Origin of the sequence: Streptomyces sp. NBC_00091 (assembly GCF_026343185.1) — a bacterium.
Taxonomy (GTDB): domain Bacteria; phylum Actinomycetota; class Actinomycetes; order Streptomycetales; family Streptomycetaceae; genus Streptomyces.
Window position 1 is genome coordinate 480,976 of sequence record NZ_JAPEMA010000001.1, and the last position, 18,478, is coordinate 499,453.

Annotated in this window: 16 protein-coding genes; 5 read left to right on the top strand and 11 right to left on the bottom strand. The window is 73.8% G+C overall.

The genetic code is table 11. From position 1 onward, the window contains the following. Positions 1-85: 85 nt before the first annotated feature. The gene (locus OOK34_RS02050) at positions 86-994 is read right to left on the bottom strand and encodes a LysR family transcriptional regulator (protein ID WP_267032139.1); all 909 of its coding nucleotides are present in this window, start codon (positions 992-994) and stop codon (positions 86-88) included. 112 nt (positions 995-1,106) lie between these two features. Between OOK34_RS02050 and OOK34_RS02055 the strand changes: the two genes are divergently transcribed. Both OOK34_RS02055 and OOK34_RS02060 read left to right on the top strand, forming a co-directional pair. Further along, entirely contained in the window at positions 1,107-1,853 is a 747-nt protein-coding gene (locus OOK34_RS02055; RefSeq protein ID WP_267032140.1) for an SDR family NAD(P)-dependent oxidoreductase, read from the top strand. 66 nt (positions 1,854-1,919) lie between these two features. Then, entirely contained in the window at positions 1,920-2,132 is a 213-nt protein-coding gene (locus OOK34_RS02060; RefSeq protein WP_267032141.1) for a 4-oxalocrotonate tautomerase family protein, read from the top strand. Positions 2,133-2,140: 8 nt separating this feature from the next. On the opposite strand, the gene OOK34_RS02065 is transcribed toward OOK34_RS02060, so the two are convergent. Both OOK34_RS02065 and OOK34_RS02070 read right to left on the bottom strand, forming a co-directional pair. Next, positions 2,141-2,539, bottom strand: coding sequence for a RidA family protein (locus tag OOK34_RS02065; RefSeq protein WP_267032142.1), 399 nt, complete (start codon positions 2,537-2,539; stop codon positions 2,141-2,143). After that, on the bottom strand, positions 2,539-3,660 hold the full coding sequence (locus OOK34_RS02070; RefSeq protein ID WP_267032143.1) for an acyl-CoA dehydrogenase family protein: 1,122 nt from the start codon (positions 3,658-3,660) through the stop codon (positions 2,539-2,541). The genes OOK34_RS02065 and OOK34_RS02070 overlap by 1 nt, the downstream gene beginning before the upstream one ends. 134 nt (positions 3,661-3,794) lie before the next feature. On the opposite strand from OOK34_RS02070, the gene OOK34_RS02075 reads away from it, so the two are divergent. From OOK34_RS02075 to OOK34_RS02085, 3 genes are all read left to right on the top strand, one after another. After that, a complete protein-coding gene (locus OOK34_RS02075) occupies positions 3,795-5,414 on the top strand; it encodes an AMP-binding protein (protein ID WP_267032144.1) in 1,620 nt (539 codons plus the stop codon). A 4-nt stretch (positions 5,415-5,418) separates the two neighbouring features. Further along, entirely contained in the window at positions 5,419-6,219 is an 801-nt protein-coding gene (locus OOK34_RS02080; RefSeq protein WP_267032145.1) for a PaaX family transcriptional regulator C-terminal domain-containing protein, read from the top strand. Between the two features lie 66 nt (positions 6,220-6,285). Beyond that, positions 6,286-7,125 carry a GNAT family N-acetyltransferase gene (locus tag OOK34_RS02085; protein WP_267032146.1) on the top strand — a complete coding sequence of 280 codons (840 nt, stop codon included), beginning with the start codon at positions 6,286-6,288 and terminating at the stop codon, positions 7,123-7,125. On the opposite strand, the gene OOK34_RS02090 is transcribed toward OOK34_RS02085, so the two are convergent. The 8 genes from OOK34_RS02090 to mmuM all read right to left on the bottom strand — a co-directional run bounded on the left by OOK34_RS02090 (position 7,126) and on the right by mmuM (position 18,475). Beyond that, entirely contained in the window at positions 7,126-9,414 is a 2,289-nt protein-coding gene (locus OOK34_RS02090) for a bifunctional salicylyl-CoA 5-hydroxylase/oxidoreductase (RefSeq protein ID WP_267032147.1), read from the bottom strand. A gap of 4 nt (positions 9,415-9,418) precedes the next feature. Further along, positions 9,419-10,246, bottom strand: a complete 828-nt coding sequence (locus OOK34_RS02095) for an enoyl-CoA hydratase family protein (RefSeq protein WP_267032148.1) — start codon at positions 10,244-10,246, stop codon at positions 9,419-9,421. A gap of 158 nt (positions 10,247-10,404) precedes the next feature. Beyond that, positions 10,405-11,415, bottom strand: coding sequence for an ornithine carbamoyltransferase (gene argF, locus OOK34_RS02100; RefSeq protein ID WP_267032149.1), 1,011 nt, complete (start codon positions 11,413-11,415; stop codon positions 10,405-10,407). Positions 11,416-11,522: 107 nt separating this feature from the next. Next, complete coding sequence (locus OOK34_RS02105) at positions 11,523-12,749, bottom strand: arginine deiminase (protein WP_267032150.1); 1,227 nt, start codon at positions 12,747-12,749, stop codon at positions 11,523-11,525. Positions 12,750-12,804: 55 nt separating this feature from the next. Further along, complete coding sequence (locus OOK34_RS02110; protein WP_267032151.1) at positions 12,805-13,272, bottom strand: hypothetical protein; 468 nt, start codon at positions 13,270-13,272, stop codon at positions 12,805-12,807. Between the two features lie 202 nt (positions 13,273-13,474). Further along, positions 13,475-16,027: a polynucleotide kinase-phosphatase gene (locus tag OOK34_RS02115; protein WP_267032152.1), complete on the bottom strand. Its 2,553-nt coding sequence runs from the start codon at positions 16,025-16,027 to the stop codon at positions 13,475-13,477. Next, entirely contained in the window at positions 16,024-17,517 is a 1,494-nt protein-coding gene (locus tag OOK34_RS02120; RefSeq protein WP_267032153.1) for a 3' terminal RNA ribose 2'-O-methyltransferase Hen1, read from the bottom strand. Before OOK34_RS02120 ends, OOK34_RS02115 begins: the two co-directional genes overlap by 4 nt. A 91-nt stretch (positions 17,518-17,608) precedes the next feature. Beyond that, a complete protein-coding gene (mmuM, locus tag OOK34_RS02125) occupies positions 17,609-18,475 on the bottom strand; it encodes a homocysteine S-methyltransferase (RefSeq protein ID WP_267032154.1) in 867 nt (288 codons plus the stop codon). Positions 18,476-18,478 lie beyond the last annotated feature (3 nt).

Below are 18,478 nucleotides of genomic sequence, written 5' to 3' on the forward strand. Positions count from 1 at the left end.
CATAGTAATGTGAAATTGCACTGGCAAGACCTATGCGCACACCAGTTCAGTACTTCTTGAGGGAGCCTCCGCGACAGACGCCCCGCTAACCCGCCACGGGGCCCTTGAGGCGGGTCACGAGTTCCTCGACGAAGGTCTCGATGTGGGGCGGGTGGGGGCCGGGGCGGGTGGCGCAGAACCAGGTCCGGGTCAGGGGCTGTTCGCCGATGCGGACCAGCGCCAGACCGTGCGAGGCGCTGTACGGGGCCGCCACCCAATTGGGGAGCACGGTCACGCCCTGGCCGCCCGCCACCATCTCGATCACCAGGTCGGTCACCACCGGCATGGTGGTGATCCGGCCGGGCCGGGCCCCGGCCGGGATGGGCAGCGGCATCGACGGGATGCGGTTCTGGTCGTAGCCGTCGTAGAGGACCAGGTCGGCGCCGTCGAAGTCACGGGCGGTCAGGTATGCGAGGGAGGCCCACGGGTGTGCGGCGGGCACCACGGCCATCATCTCGTCGTCGAACAGCTTGGTCAGGGACACCCGGTCCATCTGCACGTCCGGCTTGGTGACGAGCGCGACGTCGACGAGGTCGGCGAGCAGCGCCGGGATCGGGGCGTCGTCGGCGACGGCCTCGATGCGGACGTCGATGTCCGGCGCGCGCTCGCGGAAGGCGCGCAGCACGGGCGGCAGCCACGGGAAGGTGGTGCTGCACTGGGCGGTGAAGCGCACCCGCCGGTCGCGGCCGTCGCGGATCTCGCGCAGGTCGCGGGTGGCCGACTCCAGCTCGCCCAGGATGTGGTGGGCGGCCACGAGCATCCGGCGGCCGGCGGCGTTGGGCACCAGGCGGCGGCCCTGCCGGTCGAAGAGCCGCATGCCGAGGCGGTCCTCCAGGCGGGTCAGCCGCTGGCTGAGGGCGGGCTGGCTGACGTAGAGCCGCTCGGCGGCGGCGGTCAGCGAGCCCGCGGCGGCGGTGGCGTCCAGGAGCTCCAGGTCACGCAGATCCACATCCATAACGCTGGATTATCACATGCTCCAATTTCCGTCGTGGTGTTATCGGTTGAGGGCTCATAGGTTTCTGGTGTCGCCAAGAACGAACCGATCCGCCCCGAAAGGCACCAGGAACATGACCGACGCCACGACCCGCCCCACCGCCCTGATCACCGGCTCCTCCAGCGGCATCGGCCTGGACATCGCCCGGGCCTTCCTGGCCGACGGAGCCAATGTCGTCCTCGGCGGCCGGGACGCCGACCGTCTCGCCAAGGCGGCGGCCGGCCTCGGGCACCCGGAGCGCACCGCCTGCGTCGCGGGGGCCATCGCCGCGCCGGAGACCGGCGAGCTGTTCGTCCGCACCGCGCTGGAGCGCTTCGGCCGCATCGACGTGCTGGTCAACAACGCCGGCACCTTCGCCCCCAAGCCCTTCACCGAGGTCACCGAGGAGGAACTCGACGGCTTCCTGACCGGCAACCTCAAGGGCACCTACCTCACCACGCAGGCCGTGGTGCGGGCGCTGCGCGCCCAGGGGCGGGGCGGCAGCATCGTCAACATCGGCACCACCCTGGTGGACCACGCGATCGCCGGCTTCCCGGCCTCCGCGCCCGTGGTCAGCAAGGCCGGTGTGCACGCGCTGACGACGAGCCTGGCCGCCGAGCTCGCGGCCGACGGCATCCGGGTCAACCTGGTGTCGCCCGGCATCATCCGCACCCCGCTGCACGCGGGCTCCGACGTGGACTCCTTCGGCGGGCTGGCCCTGCTGGACCGGGTGGGCGAGGTCTCGGAGATCTCCGAGGCGGTGCTGTACCTGGCCGGCGCCACCTTCGTCACCGGCCACGCCCTGCGCGTGGACGGCGGCCACGTCACCGGCCGCCCCTGACCGCCCCTGATCGCCCCGACCCGCCGACCCGACCCCGCACCCGCCCGTCCCGGAAGGACCTCCGCCATGCCGTACGTCAACGTCAAGATCACCCGTGAAGGCGCCACCGCCGCCCAGAAGGCCGAGATCATCGCCGGTGTCACCGACCTGCTGGTCCGGGTCCTGGACAAGGACCCCGCCACCACCTTCGTCCTGATCGACGAAGTCGCCCTGGAGGACTGGGGCGTGGGCGGGATCCGGACCGACGAGTACCGCCGCCGCGCGGCGCTCAAGGCCTAGGCCGTCCCTTACGGCAGCACCGCGATGCCGTCCAGTTCTAGCTGGGCCTCGGTGTCCCAGAGGCGGACCACCCCGACCACGGCCATCGCCGGGTAGTCGCGGCCCGCGAGGCGGCGCCAGACGCGGCCCAGCTCGGCGGCATGCTCGCGGTAGGCCGCCACGTCCACCGCGTACACCGTCACCCTGGCCAGGTCGGACGGGGTGCCGCCGGCCGCCTCGAGGGCGGTCAGCAGGTTGGCCAGGGCCCGCTCGAACTGCTCCGGGAGGGTCTGCCCGACCACCTTGCCGGAGCCGTCCAGGGCGGTCTGGCCCGCCAGGAAGACGATCCGCGAGCCGGTGGCCGCCACGGCGTGGGAGAAGCCGGTGGCCGGGGACAGCTGCGCCGGGTTGATGCGCTCGGGGCTCATCACCGCGCCACCCCCCGGTACAGCTCCTTGGCGATGATGGTGCGCTGCACCTCGCTCGCCCCCTCGTAGATCCTGGGCGCCCGCACCTCCCGGTACAGGTGCTCCAGCAGGTGGCCGCGGCGCAGGGCGGCCGCGCCGTGCAGCTGTACGGCGTGGTCCACCACGTACTGGGCCGTCTCCGTCGCGAGGAGCTTGGCCATCGCCGCCCGCCCCGGAACGTCCGGCGCGCCGCTGTCGTACGCGCCCGCCGCCGCGTACACCAGCAGCCGGGCGGCCTCGGTGCGGGTGGCCATCTCCGCCACCCGGTGCGCGACCGCCTGGAGGTCGGCCAGCACCCCGCCGAAGGCGGTCCGCCCGGCCGTGTGGGCCAGGGTCGCGTCGAGCGCCGCCCGCGCCATGCCGACCGCGAAGGCGCCCACGCTCGGCCGGAAGAGGTTCAGGGTCTGCATCGCGACGCGGAACCCCTGCCCGGGCTCCCCCAGTACGTCCTCGCGGCCGACCGGCACCCCGTCGAAGGCGAGCGAGCCGATCGGGTGCGGCGAGAGCATCTCCAGGGCCTCGCCCGTCAGCCCCGGCCGGTCCGCCGGGACCAGGAAGGCCGTGATGCCCTTGGCCCCCGGCGCCTCACCCGTCCGGGCGAAGACGGTGTAGAAGTCGGCCTCGGGGGCGTTGGAGATCCAGCACTTGGTCCCCTCCAGCCGCCAGCCCGGCCCGTCCGGGGCCGCCGCCAGGGCGAGGGCCGCCGCGTCGGAACCAGCGCCCGGCTCGCTCAGCGCGAACGCCGCCACCTGCCGCCCCGCGCGGACCCCGGGCAGCCACCGCTCCCGCTGGGCCGCGCTGCCCGAGCGCAGCACCGGATGCGCCCCGAGGCCCTGGAGGGCCAGGGCCGTCTCCGCCTCGGTGCACCCGTAGGCGAGGGACTCGCGCAGCAGGCACAGCTCCAGCGCGCCGGAGCCGAAGACCCGCTCCAGGAGTCCCAGTTCTCCCAGCTCCGCCAGCAGGGGGCGGTTCACCCGGCCGGGTTCGCCCTTTTCGGCGAGCGGCCTCAGCCGCTGCCGCGACAGGGCGCGCAGCTGCCCGCACCATTCCTCTTCTTCCGCCCCGAGCGCGAATGCGGCCATCCGAATGCCCCCAAGTCCTGTCGACTCTCTTATCGCGTCCTGTTGACTGCCGTCACCATCACGATACGCTCGGGGGGCGACCGCACGGCCGGCTCCACCCCAAAATCCGGACGTTGCAAGGGGGCGAACCCGCCTTGGAGCTCAAGCCATCCGCTCACGCCGACACCTTTGCCCGCGACCACCTGCCGCCCGCCCACGCCTGGCCCGAGCTCCTCTTCGGGCTGCCCGAGCTGGCCTACCCGGACCGGCTGAACTGCGGCGCCGAGCTGCTCGACGCCACCATCGAGCGGTTCGGGCCGGACCGGCCCGCCTTCCGCAGCGGATCCGGCGAGGTGTGGTCGTACGGGGAACTGCGTGAGCGCGTGGACCGCCTCGCCCACGTCCTCACCATCGATCTCGGCGTCGTCCCCGGCAACCGGGTGCTGCTGCGCGGGCCCACCGGCCCCTGGCTCGCGGCCTGCTGGCTGGCGGTGATGAAGGCGGGCGCGGTGGCCGTCACCGTACTGGCCCAGCAGCGCGCCCAGGAGCTGGCGACGGTGTGCTCCATGGCCCAGGTGCGGCACGCCCTGTGCCATGTCAGCGCCCTCGACGACCTGGCCAGGGCGGCGGTGCCCGGGCTGCGGATCACCCCCTACGGCGGCGGGGGCGAGGGCGACCTGCTGCGGCTGGCCGAGACCCGGCCCGCCGCCTACCGCGCCGTCGAGACCTCCGCCGACGACGTGGCGCTGATCGCCTTCACCTCCGGGACCACGGGGCGCCCCAAGGGCTGCATGCACTTCCACCGCGACCTCCTCGCCGTCGCCGACACCTTCTCCCGCAACGTCCTGCGGCCGCGCCCCGACGACGTGTTCGCAGGCAGCCCGCCGCTCGGGTTCACCTTCGGCCTCGGCGGGCTGGTCGTCTTCCCGCTGCGCGCCGGCGCCTGCGCCCTGCTGCTGGAGCAGGCCGCGCCCCGCGTGCTGCTGCCGGCGCTCGCCGAGCACCGGGTCACGGTGCTGTTCACGGCACCGACCGCCTACCGGTCGATGCTGGACACGCTGGGCCCGTACGACACGGGGGCCTACGACCTGTCCGCGCTGCGCCGCTGCGTCTCGGCCGGCGAGAACCTGCCCGCCGCCACCTGGCAGGCCTGGTACGAGCGCACGGGCCTGCGGATCATCAACGGCATCGGGGCCACCGAGCTGCTGCACATCTTCATCTCCGCCGCCGACGAGGACATCCGGCCCGGTACCACCGGACGGGTGGTGCCCGGCTGGGAGGCGCGGGTGGTGGACCCGTCCGGGCAGCCCGTGGCGGACAACGAGCCGGGGCTGCTGGCGGTGCGCGGGCCGGTGGGCTGCCGCTACCTGGCCGACCCCCGACAGGGCGAGTACGTACGGGGCGGCTGGAACCTGACCGGCGACACCTACGTCCGCGACCCGGACGGGTACTTCCGCTACGTCGCCCGCGCCGACGACATGATCATCTCTGCGGGTTACAACATCGCGGGCCCGGAGGTCGAGGAGGCCCTGCTGCGCCATCCGGACGTGGTGGAGGCGGCCGTCGTCGGCCGCCCCGACGAGCGGCGGGGGCAGGTCGTGGTCGCGTACACCGTCCTGCGGGACGGGGTGGTGCTGACCGAGGAGGCCCTGCGGACCTTCATGCGCGGGGAGCTGGCGCCGCACAAGTGCCCGCGCTCCTTCGTCTTCCTCCCCGCGCTGCCGCGGACGGCCACGGGCAAACTTCAGCGGTTCCGGCTGCGCGATCTAGAGTGAACCCGTGGTCGAGCAGCACACTCCGCGGTCTTTGATCGTCACCTTCTACGGAGCCTACGGACGGTCCTTCGAGGGAGCCGTACCGGTATCGGCGCTGGTCCGCCTGCTGGGCGCGGCCGGCGTCGACGCGCCCTCCGTCCGTTCCTCGGTGTCCCGGCTGAAGCGGCGCGGCTTCCTGGTGCCCGCGCGGGCCGCGGACGGCGCGGCGGGCTACGAGCTCTCCGAGGAAGCCCGGCAGCTGCTGGAGGACGGGGACCGGCGGATCTACGGGGCCGAGCCGGTGTCGGAGGACTGGCTGGTCGCGGTCTTCTCCGTGCCCGAGCAGGAGCGGAACAAGCGGCACCTGCTGCGCTCGCGCCTGGCCCGGCTGGGCTTCGGGTCGGTGGCCCCGGGGGTGTGGATCGCCCCCGGGCAGCTGGCGCGGGAGACCGGGCACACGCTGGAGCGGCTGAACCTGACGGCGTACGTGGAACTCTTCCGCGGCGCCCACCTCGGCTTCGCCCCCACCGCCGAGGCGGTGGCCCGCTGGTGGGACCTGGCGGCGCTGGCCAAGCAGCACGAGGAGTTCCTCGACCTGCACGAGCCTGCCCTGCGCGCCCTCCAGGCGGGCCCCGAGCCCGCCCCGGAGGCCGCCTACCGGGCCTATCTGCTCGCCCTGGACACCTGGCGCCGGCTACCGTACGCCGACCCGGGCCTGCCCCGCGAACTGCTCCCGGCGGACTGGCCGGGCGACCGCGCGGCGACGGTCTTCGCCGAACTCCACTCCCGGCTACGCGACCCCGGCGCCCGCTTCGTGAACCCGTAGCGGGCCCGGCCGGCCCAGGGCGGAAAATCCGGTGCGGCCCGGGGCGGAAGGGCGCCAGCATGGGACATGACCTGGACCTTCAGTACCGATCTGGCGGCCTACCTGGCCGCTGCGCGCCCGGCCGTGGCCGCGCAGCCCGTCGTCAACACCGTCCTGCTGACCGTCACCGACGCGCTGGAGCGCCGGGGCCGGCACGCCTTCGGCTCCACCGACCCCTTCTTCGGCTGGTGGACCGGGGCCGACGGGGCCGTCGCCGGGGCCCTGCTGTGCACCCCGCCGTTCCCCCTGCTGCTCGGCGCCCTGCCCTCCGACGCGGTCCGGGCCCTGGGCCGCGGCTTCGCCTCCGAGCCGCTGCTCGCCGGGGCCGGGGCGCTGAACGCCCGCCGCGCCGACGCGTCGGCGCTGACCGGGGTGTGGGGGACCCCGGCTCGGGTCGTGGAGGAGAACCGGCTCTACCGGCTGGCCGGGCTCCTCGCCCCGGACCCGGTCCCCGAGGGCCGGGTCCGGCCCGCCGCCGAGGAGGACCTGGCGCTGCTGCTGGAGTGGACCGCGGAGTTCAACCGGGAGTGCGCCCTGCCCGGCGCCCCCTCCGAGGCCGCCCTGCGCGAGCGGATCTCCTACGGGGGCCTCCTGCTCTGGGAGCGCTCCGGCACCCCGGTGTCGATGGCCGGCTTCTCCCGCCCGATCGCCGGCATCTCGCGGGTCGCGCCCGTCTACACCCCGCCCGGTGAGCGGGGCTGCGGCTACGCCGCCGGGGTGACGCACGCGGTGAGCGCGGCGGCGTACGCGGCCGGGGCGGCGCAGGTCCTGCTCTTCACCGACCTCGCCAACCCCACCAGCAACGGCGTCTACCAGCGCCTCGGCTACGTCCCGGTCGAGGACCGGGTCGTGCTGGGGCCGCGCTGACTATCCCTTGCCGGTCGGTGGCTTGCGGCTGCCGGCGCGGTAGGGGGCGGGCCAGGGTGCGCCTGGGCCGGTGTAGCCCTGGTCGGCGGCCGCGTGCAGGGTCCAGTGCGGGTCGTACAGGTGCGGGCGGCCGACCGCGCAGAGGTCGGCGCGGCCCGCCAGCAGCAGGGAGTTGACGTCGTCCCAGGAGGAGATCGCGCCGACGGCGATGACGGGGACGCCCAGCGCGTTGCGGATCCGGTCGGCGTAGGGGGTCTGGTAGGAGCGGCCGTACTCCGGGGCCTCCTCCGCCACCACCTGCCCGGTGGACACGTCGACGGCGTCGGCGCCGTGGGCGGCGAAGGCCGCGGCGATGGCTTCGGCCTCCTGTGGTGTGGTGCCGCCGGGGGCCCAGTCGGTGGCCGAGAGCCGGACCGTCATCGGGCGGTCCTCGGGCCAGACCGCGCGGACCGCGTCGAAGACCTCCAGGGGGAAGCGCAGCCGGTTCTCGAGGGGGCCGCCGTAGGCGTCCTCGCGGTGGTTGGTGAGCGGGGAGAGGAACCCGGACAGCAGGTAGCCGTGCGCGCAGTGCAGTTCGAGCAGGTCGAAGCCGCACTCGGCCGCCCGTACGGCGGCGGCCGCGAAATCGGAGCGGATCACCGCGAGGTCGGCGGCCTCCAGGGCGCGCGGGACCGCGGAGACGCCGGCCCTGTAGGGCAGGGCGGAGGCGGCGACCAGGGGCCAGTTGCCCTCCGGGAGCGGTTCGTCCATGCCCTCCCACATGAGGCGGGTGGAGCCCTTGCGGCCGGAGTGGCCGAGCTGGAGGCCGAGGGCGGTTCCGGGCGCGGAGGTGTGGACGAAGTCGGCGATCCGCTTCCAGGCGGCCGCCTGCTCCGCGGTCCACAGGCCGGCGCAGCCGGGGGTGATCCGGCCTTCGGCGCTGACGCACACCATCTCCGTCATCACCAGCCCGGCTCCGCCCAGGGCCCGCGCGCCCAGGTGGACCAGGTGGAAGTCGCCCGGCACGCCCTCCCGCGCCGAGTACATGTCCATCGGCGAGACCACGACCCGGTTGCGCAGGGTCAGCCCCCGCAGGGTGAACGGGGTGAACATGGGCGGGGTTCCCGTCCCGTCCGCCTCCTGCGGGCAGCCGAAGTCGCGCTCCACGGCCCGGGTGAACCGTTCGTCGCGCAGCCGCAGGTTGTCGTGGGTGACGCGGCGGCTGCGGGTGAGGAGGTTGAAGGCGAACTGCCGGGCGGGCTGGTCCACGTACCCGGCGAGTTCCTCGAACCAGCGCATGCTGGCGGCGGCGGCGCGCTGGGTGCTGGCGACCGCCGGGCGCCGCGCGGCCTCGTAGGCGGCCAGGGCGGAGGGCACGTCGCCCCGCTGCCCGTCCGGGGCTTCGGCGAGGGCGTCCTCGAGGGCTTCGGACAGGGCGAGGGCGTCCTCGACGGCCAGTTTGGTGCCGGAGCCGATGGAGAAGTGCGCGGTGTGCGCCGCGTCGCCGAGCAGCACCACGTTGCCGTGCGACCAGCGCTCGTTGACGACGGTGCGGAAGCGGGTCCACGCCGAGCGGTTGCCGCGCAGCGGCCGCCCGCGCAGGGCCTCGCCGAAGATCTTGGCGCAGCGGGCCGCCGACTCGTCCTCGTCGCACAGGTCGAAGCCGGCCGCCCGCCAGACCTCTTCCCGCATCTCCACGATCACCGTGGAGGCGTCGGCGGAGTACGGGTAGGCGTGCAGCTGCATGACCCCGTGTTCGGTCTCGGCGATCTCGAAGCGGAAGGAGTCGAAGGCGAAGTCGGCGGCGAGCCAGATGTACCGGCAGCGCCCGGGCGTCACGGTCGGCCGGAAGTACGCGGCCCCGCGCTCGCGGGTCGGGCTGTGCACCCCGTCCGCCGCGACCACCAGGTCGTGGGCGTCGGCCAGCTCGAAGGCGTCGGGCGCGGCGGAGCGGAACCGGAGGCGGACGCCGAGGCCGGCGCAGCGCTCGTGCAGGATCTCCAGCAGCCGGCGGCGGCCGAGGGCGGCGAAGCCGTGGCCGCCGGAGGTCAGCAGCCGGCCCCGGTGGACGACGTCCACGTCGTCCCAGCGCACGAACTCGGCGCCGAGGGCGGTGTGGACGACGGTGTCGGCCCGTTCGATGCCGCCGAGGGTCTCGTCGGAGAGCACCACGCCGAAGCCGAAGGTGTCCTCGGGCGCGCCCCGTTCCCACAGCTCGACCGTGTGTCCCTGACGGGCCAGCAGCGCGGCGGCGTACAGCCCGCCCGGTCCTCCGCCGACGACGGCCACCCGCATGGCGCGCGCGGACATACGGCTACCTGCCCTTCCACTGGGGCGGCCGTTTGGCGGTGAAGGCCGCGTGGAATTCGGCGTAGTCCTCGCCGTGCATCAGCAGGGCCTGGGTGCTGGCGTCCAGTTCCACCGAGGCGGCCAGGGGCATGTCCAGCTCGGCGGTGAGCAGGGCCTTGGTCTGGGCGTGGGCGAGGGCGGGTCCGGCGGCGAGGCGGGCGGCCAGTTCGGCGGCCCGGGCGTCGGCCTTGCCCTCGTCGACCAGCTCGCTGAGCAGGCCGATCCGCTCGGCCTCGGCGGCGCGTACGGGCTCTCCGAGCATCAGCAGCCGGGTGGCGTGGCCGAGGCCGACGACCCTCGGCAGCAGGTAGGCGGCGCCCATGTCCCCGCCGGAGAGGCCGACGCGGGTGAAGAGGAAGGCGAAGCGGGCGGAGGGGTCGGCGATCCGGAAGTCGGCGGCGAGGGCGAGCACGGCGCCGGCCCCGGCGGCCACCCCGTGCACGGCGGCGATCACCGGGAAGGGGCATTCGCGGACGGCCCGCACCACCTGGCCGGTCATCCGGTTGAAGTCGAGGAGCTGGGCGGTGTCCATGGCGAGGGTGGCGCCGATGATCTCGTCCACGTCCCCGCCGGAGCAGAAGCCGCGCCCCTCGCCGGCGAGCACGAGGGCGCGTACGGAGCGTTCGCGGGACAGTTCGGCGAGCAGATCGCGCAGGTCGGCGTAGGCGCCGAAGGTGAGCGCGTTCAGCTTCTCGGGGCGGTCGAGGGTGACGGTGGCCACGCCGTCCTGCCGGGTCACCCGCAGGTGGCGCCACCGTTCGGTCGCTGAGGTGGAACCGGTGAAGGGGCTCACACGATCGAAGCTATCACCAACCCGTGACCGCCGTCACAGAAACGCGACAAGCGGGGGGCGCGGCGCGGCACACGGCCCCAAGACCCCCGGGCGGCGCCGACCGCCCGAGCCGGCGCGCGCATGACTATGCGGAGATCGCGCGAAGATCGCGCGGGGAGCTACGCCTGGGGCTTGGCGAGCGTCGCGACGAGCACGGCCTTGATGGTGTGCAGCCGGTTCTCCGCCTCGTCGAAGACGACGGAGTGCGCGGACTCGAACACCTCGTCGGTGACCTCCAGCGAGTCCAGCCCGTGCCGCTCGTGGACCTCCCGGGCCACCTTGGTGCCCAGGTCGTGGTAGGCGGGCAGGCAGTGCAGGAACTTCACGTCCGGGTTCCCGGTCGCGCGCAGCACGTCCATGGTGACGGCGTACGGGGCCAGGGCCGCGATCCGCTCGTCCCAGACCTCCTTGGGCTCGCCCATCGACACCCAGACGTCCGTGGCCACGAAGTCGGCCTGCGCCACGCCCTCCGCGACCTCCTCGGTCAGGGTGATCCGGGCCCCGCCGGCCGCGGCCAGCTCCCGGGCCCGCGCCACAACCGCCTCGGCCGGCCAGTACGCCCGCGGCGCGACGATCCGTACGTCCATGCCCAGCAGGGCGCCAGTCACCAGGTACGAGTTGCCCATGTTGAAGCGGGCGTCGCCCAGGTAGGCGAAGGCGGTGCGCTCCAGCGGCTTGGCGCAGTGCTCGGTCATCGTGAGCACGTCGGCGAGCATCTGGGTGGGGTGCCAGTCGTCCGTGAGGCCGTTGAAGACGGGCACGCCGGAGTACTCCGCCAGCTCCTCGACCGCCTGCTGGCTGTCGCCCCGGTACTCGATGCCGTCGAACATCCGGCCGAGCACCCGCGCCGTGTCCCGGACGGACTCCTTGTGGCCCATCTGGGAGCCGGAGGGGTCGAGGTAGACGGTGTGGGCGCCCTGATCGGCGGCGGCGACCTCGAAGGCGCAGCGGGTGCGCGTGGAGGTCTTCTCGAAGATCAGCGCGAGGTTCTTCCCCTGGAGCCGGCGCTGCTCGGCGCCGGCCTTCTTGGCCGCCTTGAGTTCGGCTGCGAGCTCGACCAGGCCGCGGAACTCGGCGGCGGTGAAGTCGAGCTCCTTGAGGAAACTGCGGCCGAAGAGGTCGGTGGCCATGGGACTCTCCAGAGGGGCGCTGACAGGGGATGCTGGAAGTCTATACGATCCTTTGCATTGATATACAGTCCGCATCGCATCACGTGGATCACATCGCGCGGGTGGCGTCAGACGGCGTCCCGCTCCACGGGGCAGCTCATGCACCGGGGTCCGCCGCGGCCCCGCCCCAGCTCGCTGCCGGGGATCTCGATCACCTCGATGCCCTCCTTGCGCAGGTGCGTGTTGGTGGTGACGTTGCGCTCGTAGGCGACGACCACACCCGGCTCCACGGCCAGCACGTTGCACCCGTCGTCCCACTGCTCGCGCTCCGCCGAGTGCACGTCCTGCGTGGCGGTGAGCACCCGCACCTTGTCCAGGCCGAGGGCCGAGGCGATGGCCCGGTGCATCTGCTCCGGCGGGTGGTCGCTGACCCGCAGATCGCCCGCCCCCTCGCCCGGCCGGATCGTGTAGGAGCGCAGCATGCCGAGCCCGGCGTACTGAGTGAACGTATCTGCGTCCACCATCGTCATCACCGTGTCCAGGTGCATGAAGGCCCGCCGCTTGGGCATGTCCAGGGCCACGATGACCGACGCCGACCCGGCTGCGAACAGGCCCCGGGCGAGCATCTCCACGGCCTGCGGGGTGGTCCGCTCGCTCATCCCGATCAGCACCGCGCCGTTGCCGATGACCAGGACGTCCCCGCCCTCGATCGTCGAGGGGTAGTCCACCTGCCCCTGCGACCAGTAGTGGAAGGGGCCCGAGCCGGTGAAGAGCGGGTGGTGCTTGTAGATCGCCTCGAAGTGCACGGTCTCGCGCTGGCGGGCCGGCCAGCGCATGGCGTTGATGGACACCCCGTCGTAGATCCAGGCGGAGGTGTCCCGGGTGAAGAGGTGGTTGGGCAGCGGCCCCAGCAGGAAGCCGTCCGTGTCCAGGGCGTGGAAGCGCACCGACACCGGCTCGGCGTGCCGCTCCAGGAACTCCCGCTTCGTCATGCCGCCGACCAGCGCCTCCGCGAGGTCGGCCGAGGGGAGCCCGTCGAAGACCGCGCGCAGGTGGTCGGTGGCGAGCGGCCCGTACTCCTTCTCGTCGAAGACCCGGTCCAGTACGAGGTGGCGCGCCTCGGGGATGTCGAGGGCCTCCTGGAGCAGGTCGCCGAAGAGGTGCACGGCGACACCGCGGTCGCGCAGCACGTCCGCGAAGCCGTCGTGTTCCTGGCGGGCCCGCCGCACCCACAGCACGTCGTCGAAGAGCAGGGCGTCCTTGTTGCTTGGTGTGAGCCGCTTCAGCTCCAGGTCGGGCCGGTGGAGGATGACGCGGCGAAGCCGCCCGGTCTCGGAGTCGACATGGAATCCCATGCCGTACACGTTCCCAGACCGGGGGGCTTTTTGACCTCGCGTCGGCTTTCCCGGGTCAGCGCAGGCCGAGAAGTGCCGTCGGAGTGCCGATCACGTCCGGGGCGATGAGGCCCAGCTTCGGGACGGTCAGGTTCGGGACACCGGAGTTGCTCGCGTCCGGCATCGTCAGCGGGGCGCCGACGATCGCACCGGGGGTGCGGGTCAGCAGGGTGGTCGCCGGGGACTCCAGGGAGCCCTCGCCGTCCGTCTCGGGCTCCCCCGCCAGGTTGGGGACCGGGGAGGTGAGCTTGGTGGCCCCGAGGTCGGCGGCGATGGGCACCACCGGGAGCAGTGGGGTCGGCAGCAGGTCTCCCGTGTGGTGCCGGGGCGCCTCCGGGGCGCCGACGACCGGCACCGGGACCGCGGTGGCCAGATGCGGGACGGGCACACCCATCGTGGTCTCCACGGCGTCCAGCGGGACACCCACCGGAACCGAGTTGGCCACGGCCGGAGAGGCCGCGGCGGCCGCGGCCATACAGGTCATGAGCGCCGCAATGCTTCCGCGCGCGGTCATCTTCATAAGTGACGTTCCGTCCTTCCTGGGTCGCGGACACTCCGCTGCCCTGGATGAACGATCCCGCCGGCGCTTTCCCGGGGCTTCTGCGGGAAAGTTCCCCCATACGACCTAATTCCAGGCCGTACGGGGGCCGCCGCTTTACGCTGCCGCTTTACGGCGCCGCTTTCCGTCAGAGCCGGGGGTCGACCGGCTCCGACTCCAGGGCGAGCACGGCGAAGACCGGCTCGTGGACCCGCCACAGCGGCTCTCCGGCCGCCAGCCGGTCCAGTGCCTCCAGCCCCAGCGCGTACTCGCGCAGGGCGAGCGAGCGCTTGTGCCCGAGGTACCGCTGGCGCAGCCGCTCCAGCTGGTGCGGACGCGTGTACTCCGGACCGTAGACGATCCGCAGGTACTCGCGGCCGCGGACCTTCACCCCCGGCTGGACCAGCCGGCCCTTGCCGTCCCGGGCGTACGCCTGGAGCGGCTTGACCACCATGCCCTCACCGCCGGCGGCGGTCAGCTCCAGCCACCAGTCGGTGCCCGCGCGGACGGACTCCTCGTCGCCGGTGTCCACGTACACGCGGCGGGTCCGGCGCAGCAGGGGGCCGCCGGTGCTCTCGTCCGCGTCCGCGAGCCGGTCCAGCCAGGCCAGCTGCTCGTCGTGCGGTACGGCCGCGAGCGACCGGCCGGCCGCCGCGAGCAGCTGGAACGGCGCGAACCGTACGCCGTCCAGCCCGTCGGTGGTCCAGCAGTAGCGCCGGTACGCCTCGGTGAAGGCGGCCGCGTCGACGGCCCGGCCGCGCTGGCGCTCCAGCAGGGCTCCGGTGTCCACGCCCCGGGCCGCGGCCGCCTCCAGGGCGGCGACGGCGTCCGGGAGGACGGCGCGGGCGGCGGCGCCCACGGCCGCGTACTGGCCGCGCAGCAGCCCGGTGGACTTCAGGGACCAGGGCAGCAGCTCCCCGTCGAACAGCAGCCAGTCGGTGGCGAGTTCCTCCCACAGGCCCGCCCCGTCGACCGCCGTGCGCAGCCGGGCGAGGAACTCCTCGGTGACCCCGGGGTCCTGGAAGAAGGGCCGGCCGGTGCGGGTGTAGAGGGAGCCGGTGGCAGCGCCCTCGGCCCCGAACCGCTCGCGGGCCGCGGCGGCGTCCCGGCACAGCAGGACGGTGGCGCGGGAGCCCATGTGCTTCTCCTCGCACACGACCCGGCCGATGCCGTCGGCGCGGTACTGGGCGAAGGCCTCGACGGGGTGCTCCAGCCAGTCCGGCTCCTGGGAGGCGGCGGTCGGCGCCATGGTCGGCGGCAGGTACGGCACCAGCCGGGGGTCCACCGCGAAGCGGCTCATGACCTCCAGGGCGGCCGCCGCGTTCTCCTCCCGGACGCCCACGTTGCCCAGGTGGCGGGTCTCCACGATCCGGCGCCCGTGCACGTCGGCCAGGTCCAGCGGACGGCCTTCGTGGCCTCCCGGCACCTCGGCGGCGAGCGGCTTGACCGGCTCGTACCAGACCTTCTCGGCCGGTACGTCGACCAGTTCGCGCTCGGGCCAGCGCAGGGCGGTCATCCGGCCGCCGAAGACGGCGCCGGTGTCGAGGCAGATGGTGTTGTTGATCCAGGTGGTGTCCGGGACGGGGGTGTGCCCGTAGACCACGACCGCCTTGCCGCGGTAGTCCTCGGCCCACGGGTAGCGCACGGGCAGGCCGAACTCGTCGGTCTCGCCGGTGGTCTCACCGTAGAGGGCGTGCGAGCGGACCCGGCCGGAGGTGCGGCCGTGGTACTTCTCGGGCAGCCCGGCGTGGCAGACGACCAGCTTTCCGCCGTCGAGGACGTAGTGGCTGACCAGGCCGGCGATGAACTCCCGTACCTCCTTCACGAACTCCTCGGGCTCGCGGGCGAGCTGCTCGACCGTCTCGGCGAGGCCGTGGGTCTGCTGGACCTTGGAGCCCTTGAGGTAACGGCCGAGCTTGTTCTCGTGGTTCCCGGGCACGCACAGGGCGTTGCCGGACCTGACCATGCCCATCACCCGGCGCAGGACGCCGGGGCTGTCGGGGCCGCGGTCGACGAGGTCGCCGACGAAGACCGCGGTGCGGCCGGCGGGGTGGACGCCGTCCTCGTAGCCGAGCTTGGCGAGCAGGGTCTCCAGCTCGGAGGAACAGCCGTGGATGTCGCCGATGATGTCGAAGGGGCCGGTGAGGTGGGTGAGGTCGTTGAAGCGCTTCTCCAGCACCACCTCGGCGGATTCCGCCTCCTCCACCGTGCGCAGGACGTGCACCTTGCGGAAGCCCTCGCGCTCCAGGCCGCGCAGCGAGCGGCGCAGTTCGGAGCGGTGGCGCTGGATGACCCGGCGCGGCAGGCCGGCCCGGTCGGGGCGGGCGGCGTTGCGCTCGGCGCAGACCGCCTCGGGCATGTCGAGGACGATCGCGATGGGCAGCACGTCGTGTTCGCGGGCCAGTGCGACGAGCTCGCGGCGGGACTGCGGCTGGACGCTGGTGGCGTCCACGACGGTGAGGCGTCCGGCGGCGAGCCGCTTGCCGGCGATGTAGTGGAGCACCTCGAAGGCGTCCTTGCTGGCGCCCTGGTCGTTCTCGTCGTCGGCGACCAGGCCCCGGCAGTAGTCGGAGGAGAGGATCTCGGTGGGCTTGAAGTGCTTGCGGGCGAAGGTGGACTTGCCCGATCCGGTCGCCCCGACGAGGACGACGAGGGACAGGTCGGTGACGGGAAGTACGCGGTGGGTGGTGGGGGTGGTCATGCTGCCTCGCCCTCCTTCGGGCTCTCGGTGCGGACGGTGAAGACGGCCATCTGGGTCGGCGGTCCGACCTCGGGGTCGTCGTCGCCGACGGGCTCGTACGCGACGGTGTACCCGTGCCGGCCGGCGACCTTGTCGGCCCAGGCGCGGAACTCCTCGCGGGTCCACTCGAAGCGGTGGTCGCGGTGGCGGACGTGTCCGGCGGGCAGGGACTCCCAGCGGACGTTGTACTCGACGTTCGGGGTGGTCACGAGGACCGTGCGGGGGCGGGCCGCGGCGAAGACGGCGTACTCCAGCGCGGGCAGCCTGGGCAGGTCCAGGTGCTCGATCACCTCGCTGAGCACGGCCGCGTCGTAGCCGGCCAGCCGCTTGTCGGTGTAGGCCAGCGAGCCCTGGAACAGCCGGACGCGGGAACTCTGGCGCTCCCCCATCCGCTCCAGCCGCAGCCGCCTGGCGGCCGTGGTCAGAGCCCGCACCGACACGTCGACGCCGACGATCTCGGTGTACGCCGGGTCCTTCAGCAGGGCCTGCACCAGCTGCCCCTCGCCGCAGCCGAGGTCGAGCACCCGCTGGGCACCGGCCTCGCGCAGCGCGGCGAGGATCGCCTCCCGCCGGCGCACCACGAGCGGCACGGACCGCTCGGGGGCGTCGGAGATCTCACCGGGGCTCTCGCCGGGGGTCTCGCCGACGGCGTTGTCGAGCTCCTCGGCCTCGCTTCCGTCCACCTGGGCCAGTCGGGCCAGCTCCAGGCGCTCCATGGCGTCCTGGGTGAGCCGCTTGCGCCGGGCCAGGTAGCGGGCGGTGATCAGCCCGTGCTCGGGGTGCGCCGCCAGCCACCCGTCTCCGGCGCGCAGCAGCTTGTCGACCTCGTCGGGGGCGATCCAGTAGTGCTTGGCGTCGTCGAGCACGGGCAGTAGTACGTACAACTGTCGCAGGGCGTCGTCCAGCTTCAGCTCGCCCTCCAGGACCAGCCGTACGTACCGGCTGTCGCCCCACTCCGGGAACCGCTCGTCCAGTACGACGGGCTCGGTCTCCACGGAGTCCCAGCCCAGCGGGCCGAAGAGGCGGCGCACCAGGTCCGCGCCGCCCCGGGCGGGCAGCGCCGGGATCTCGATCCGCAGCGGGCGCGACTGCCCGGGCAGTTCGGGCCGGGCGGCGCACTGGCCCTTGAGGGCGGTACGGAACACCCCGCTGAGCGCGACGGCGAGCAGCGAGGAGGCCGCGTACGGGCGGTCGTTGACGTACTGCGCGAGCGTGGCGTCGGGCGCCGCGCCCCGGCCCTTGCCCTGTCCGCGCCGCACGAGCGCGACGGGATCCACCTCCAGCAGCAGGGCCGCCGTGCACCGCTCGGCCGTGGCCTCGGGGTAGAAGACGTGGGCGGTGCCGTGGGAGGTGGAGAACGCCTGCGCCTTCCCGGGATGCTTGTGCAGCAGGAAGCCCAGGTCGGTGGCGGGTCGTTCGGGGATGCCGGTGGTGGAGATCGTCAGGAACACACGGCCGATTCTCGACCAGGGGTGGCCCCCGGCGCCCCTGGATTTTCGCCCCGGGGCCCAGGCCCCGGCCCCCGCCCCCCGGTCCCCGTGGTCAGGCCAGGCGTGAGCGCAGGGCCGTGATCTGGTCCGGGCCGATGCGGCAGCAGCCGCCGATGAGGCGGGCGCCGGCCGAGCGCCAGGCGGGAACGGGCCAGGGGGCGGGGGTGGCGGGGGCGTTCCAGGTCCCGGTGGCCGCGTCCCAGACGGAGCCGTCGTTGGGGTAGGCCACCAGCGGCTTGGCGGTGACGCGGGCGGCGGCCTCCAGGGCGGGCAGCACGTCGGCGGGGTCGCAGCAGTTGACGCCGACCGCGATCACCTCGGGGGCGGCGGCCGCCAGGGCGAAGGCCTCGGCGAGGGGCTGGCCGGCCCGGGTACGGCCGCCCGCGACCGTGTAGCTGAGCCAGGCGCGCGCCCCCGTCCCGGCCAGGACCCGCAGCAGGGCCTCGGCCTCGTCGGTGTCCGGGACGGTCTCCAGGGCCAGGACGTCCGGGCCCGACGCCAGCAGCGCCCCGATCCGGGGCCGGTGGAAGCCGGCCAGCTCCGCCACGGTGAGCCCGTACCGGCCGCGGTACTCGGAGCCGTCCGCCAGGACCGCCCCGTACGGGCCCACCGAGGCGGCCACCCAGACGGGGTGCGCGGCGGCCCGCGCCGCCCGGGCGGCCACCCGCACGCCGCGCTCCAGCAGGACGGGGTCGTCGCCGATCTGGTAGCTCGCGGTGATCAGCACCTCGGCGCCGGCCCGGACGTACGCCCCGTGGGCGGCTTCCACCTGGTCGGGGCGCTCGGCGAGCACCCGGCCCGTCCACAGCCCACCGGACAGGTCGCAGCCCTGGTCGGCGAGCTGGTTGCTGAGCCCGCCGTCCAGGAGTACGGCCCTGCGGGCCAGGGCTTCACCGAGCGGGCCGGTCGCACGGGGCATGTC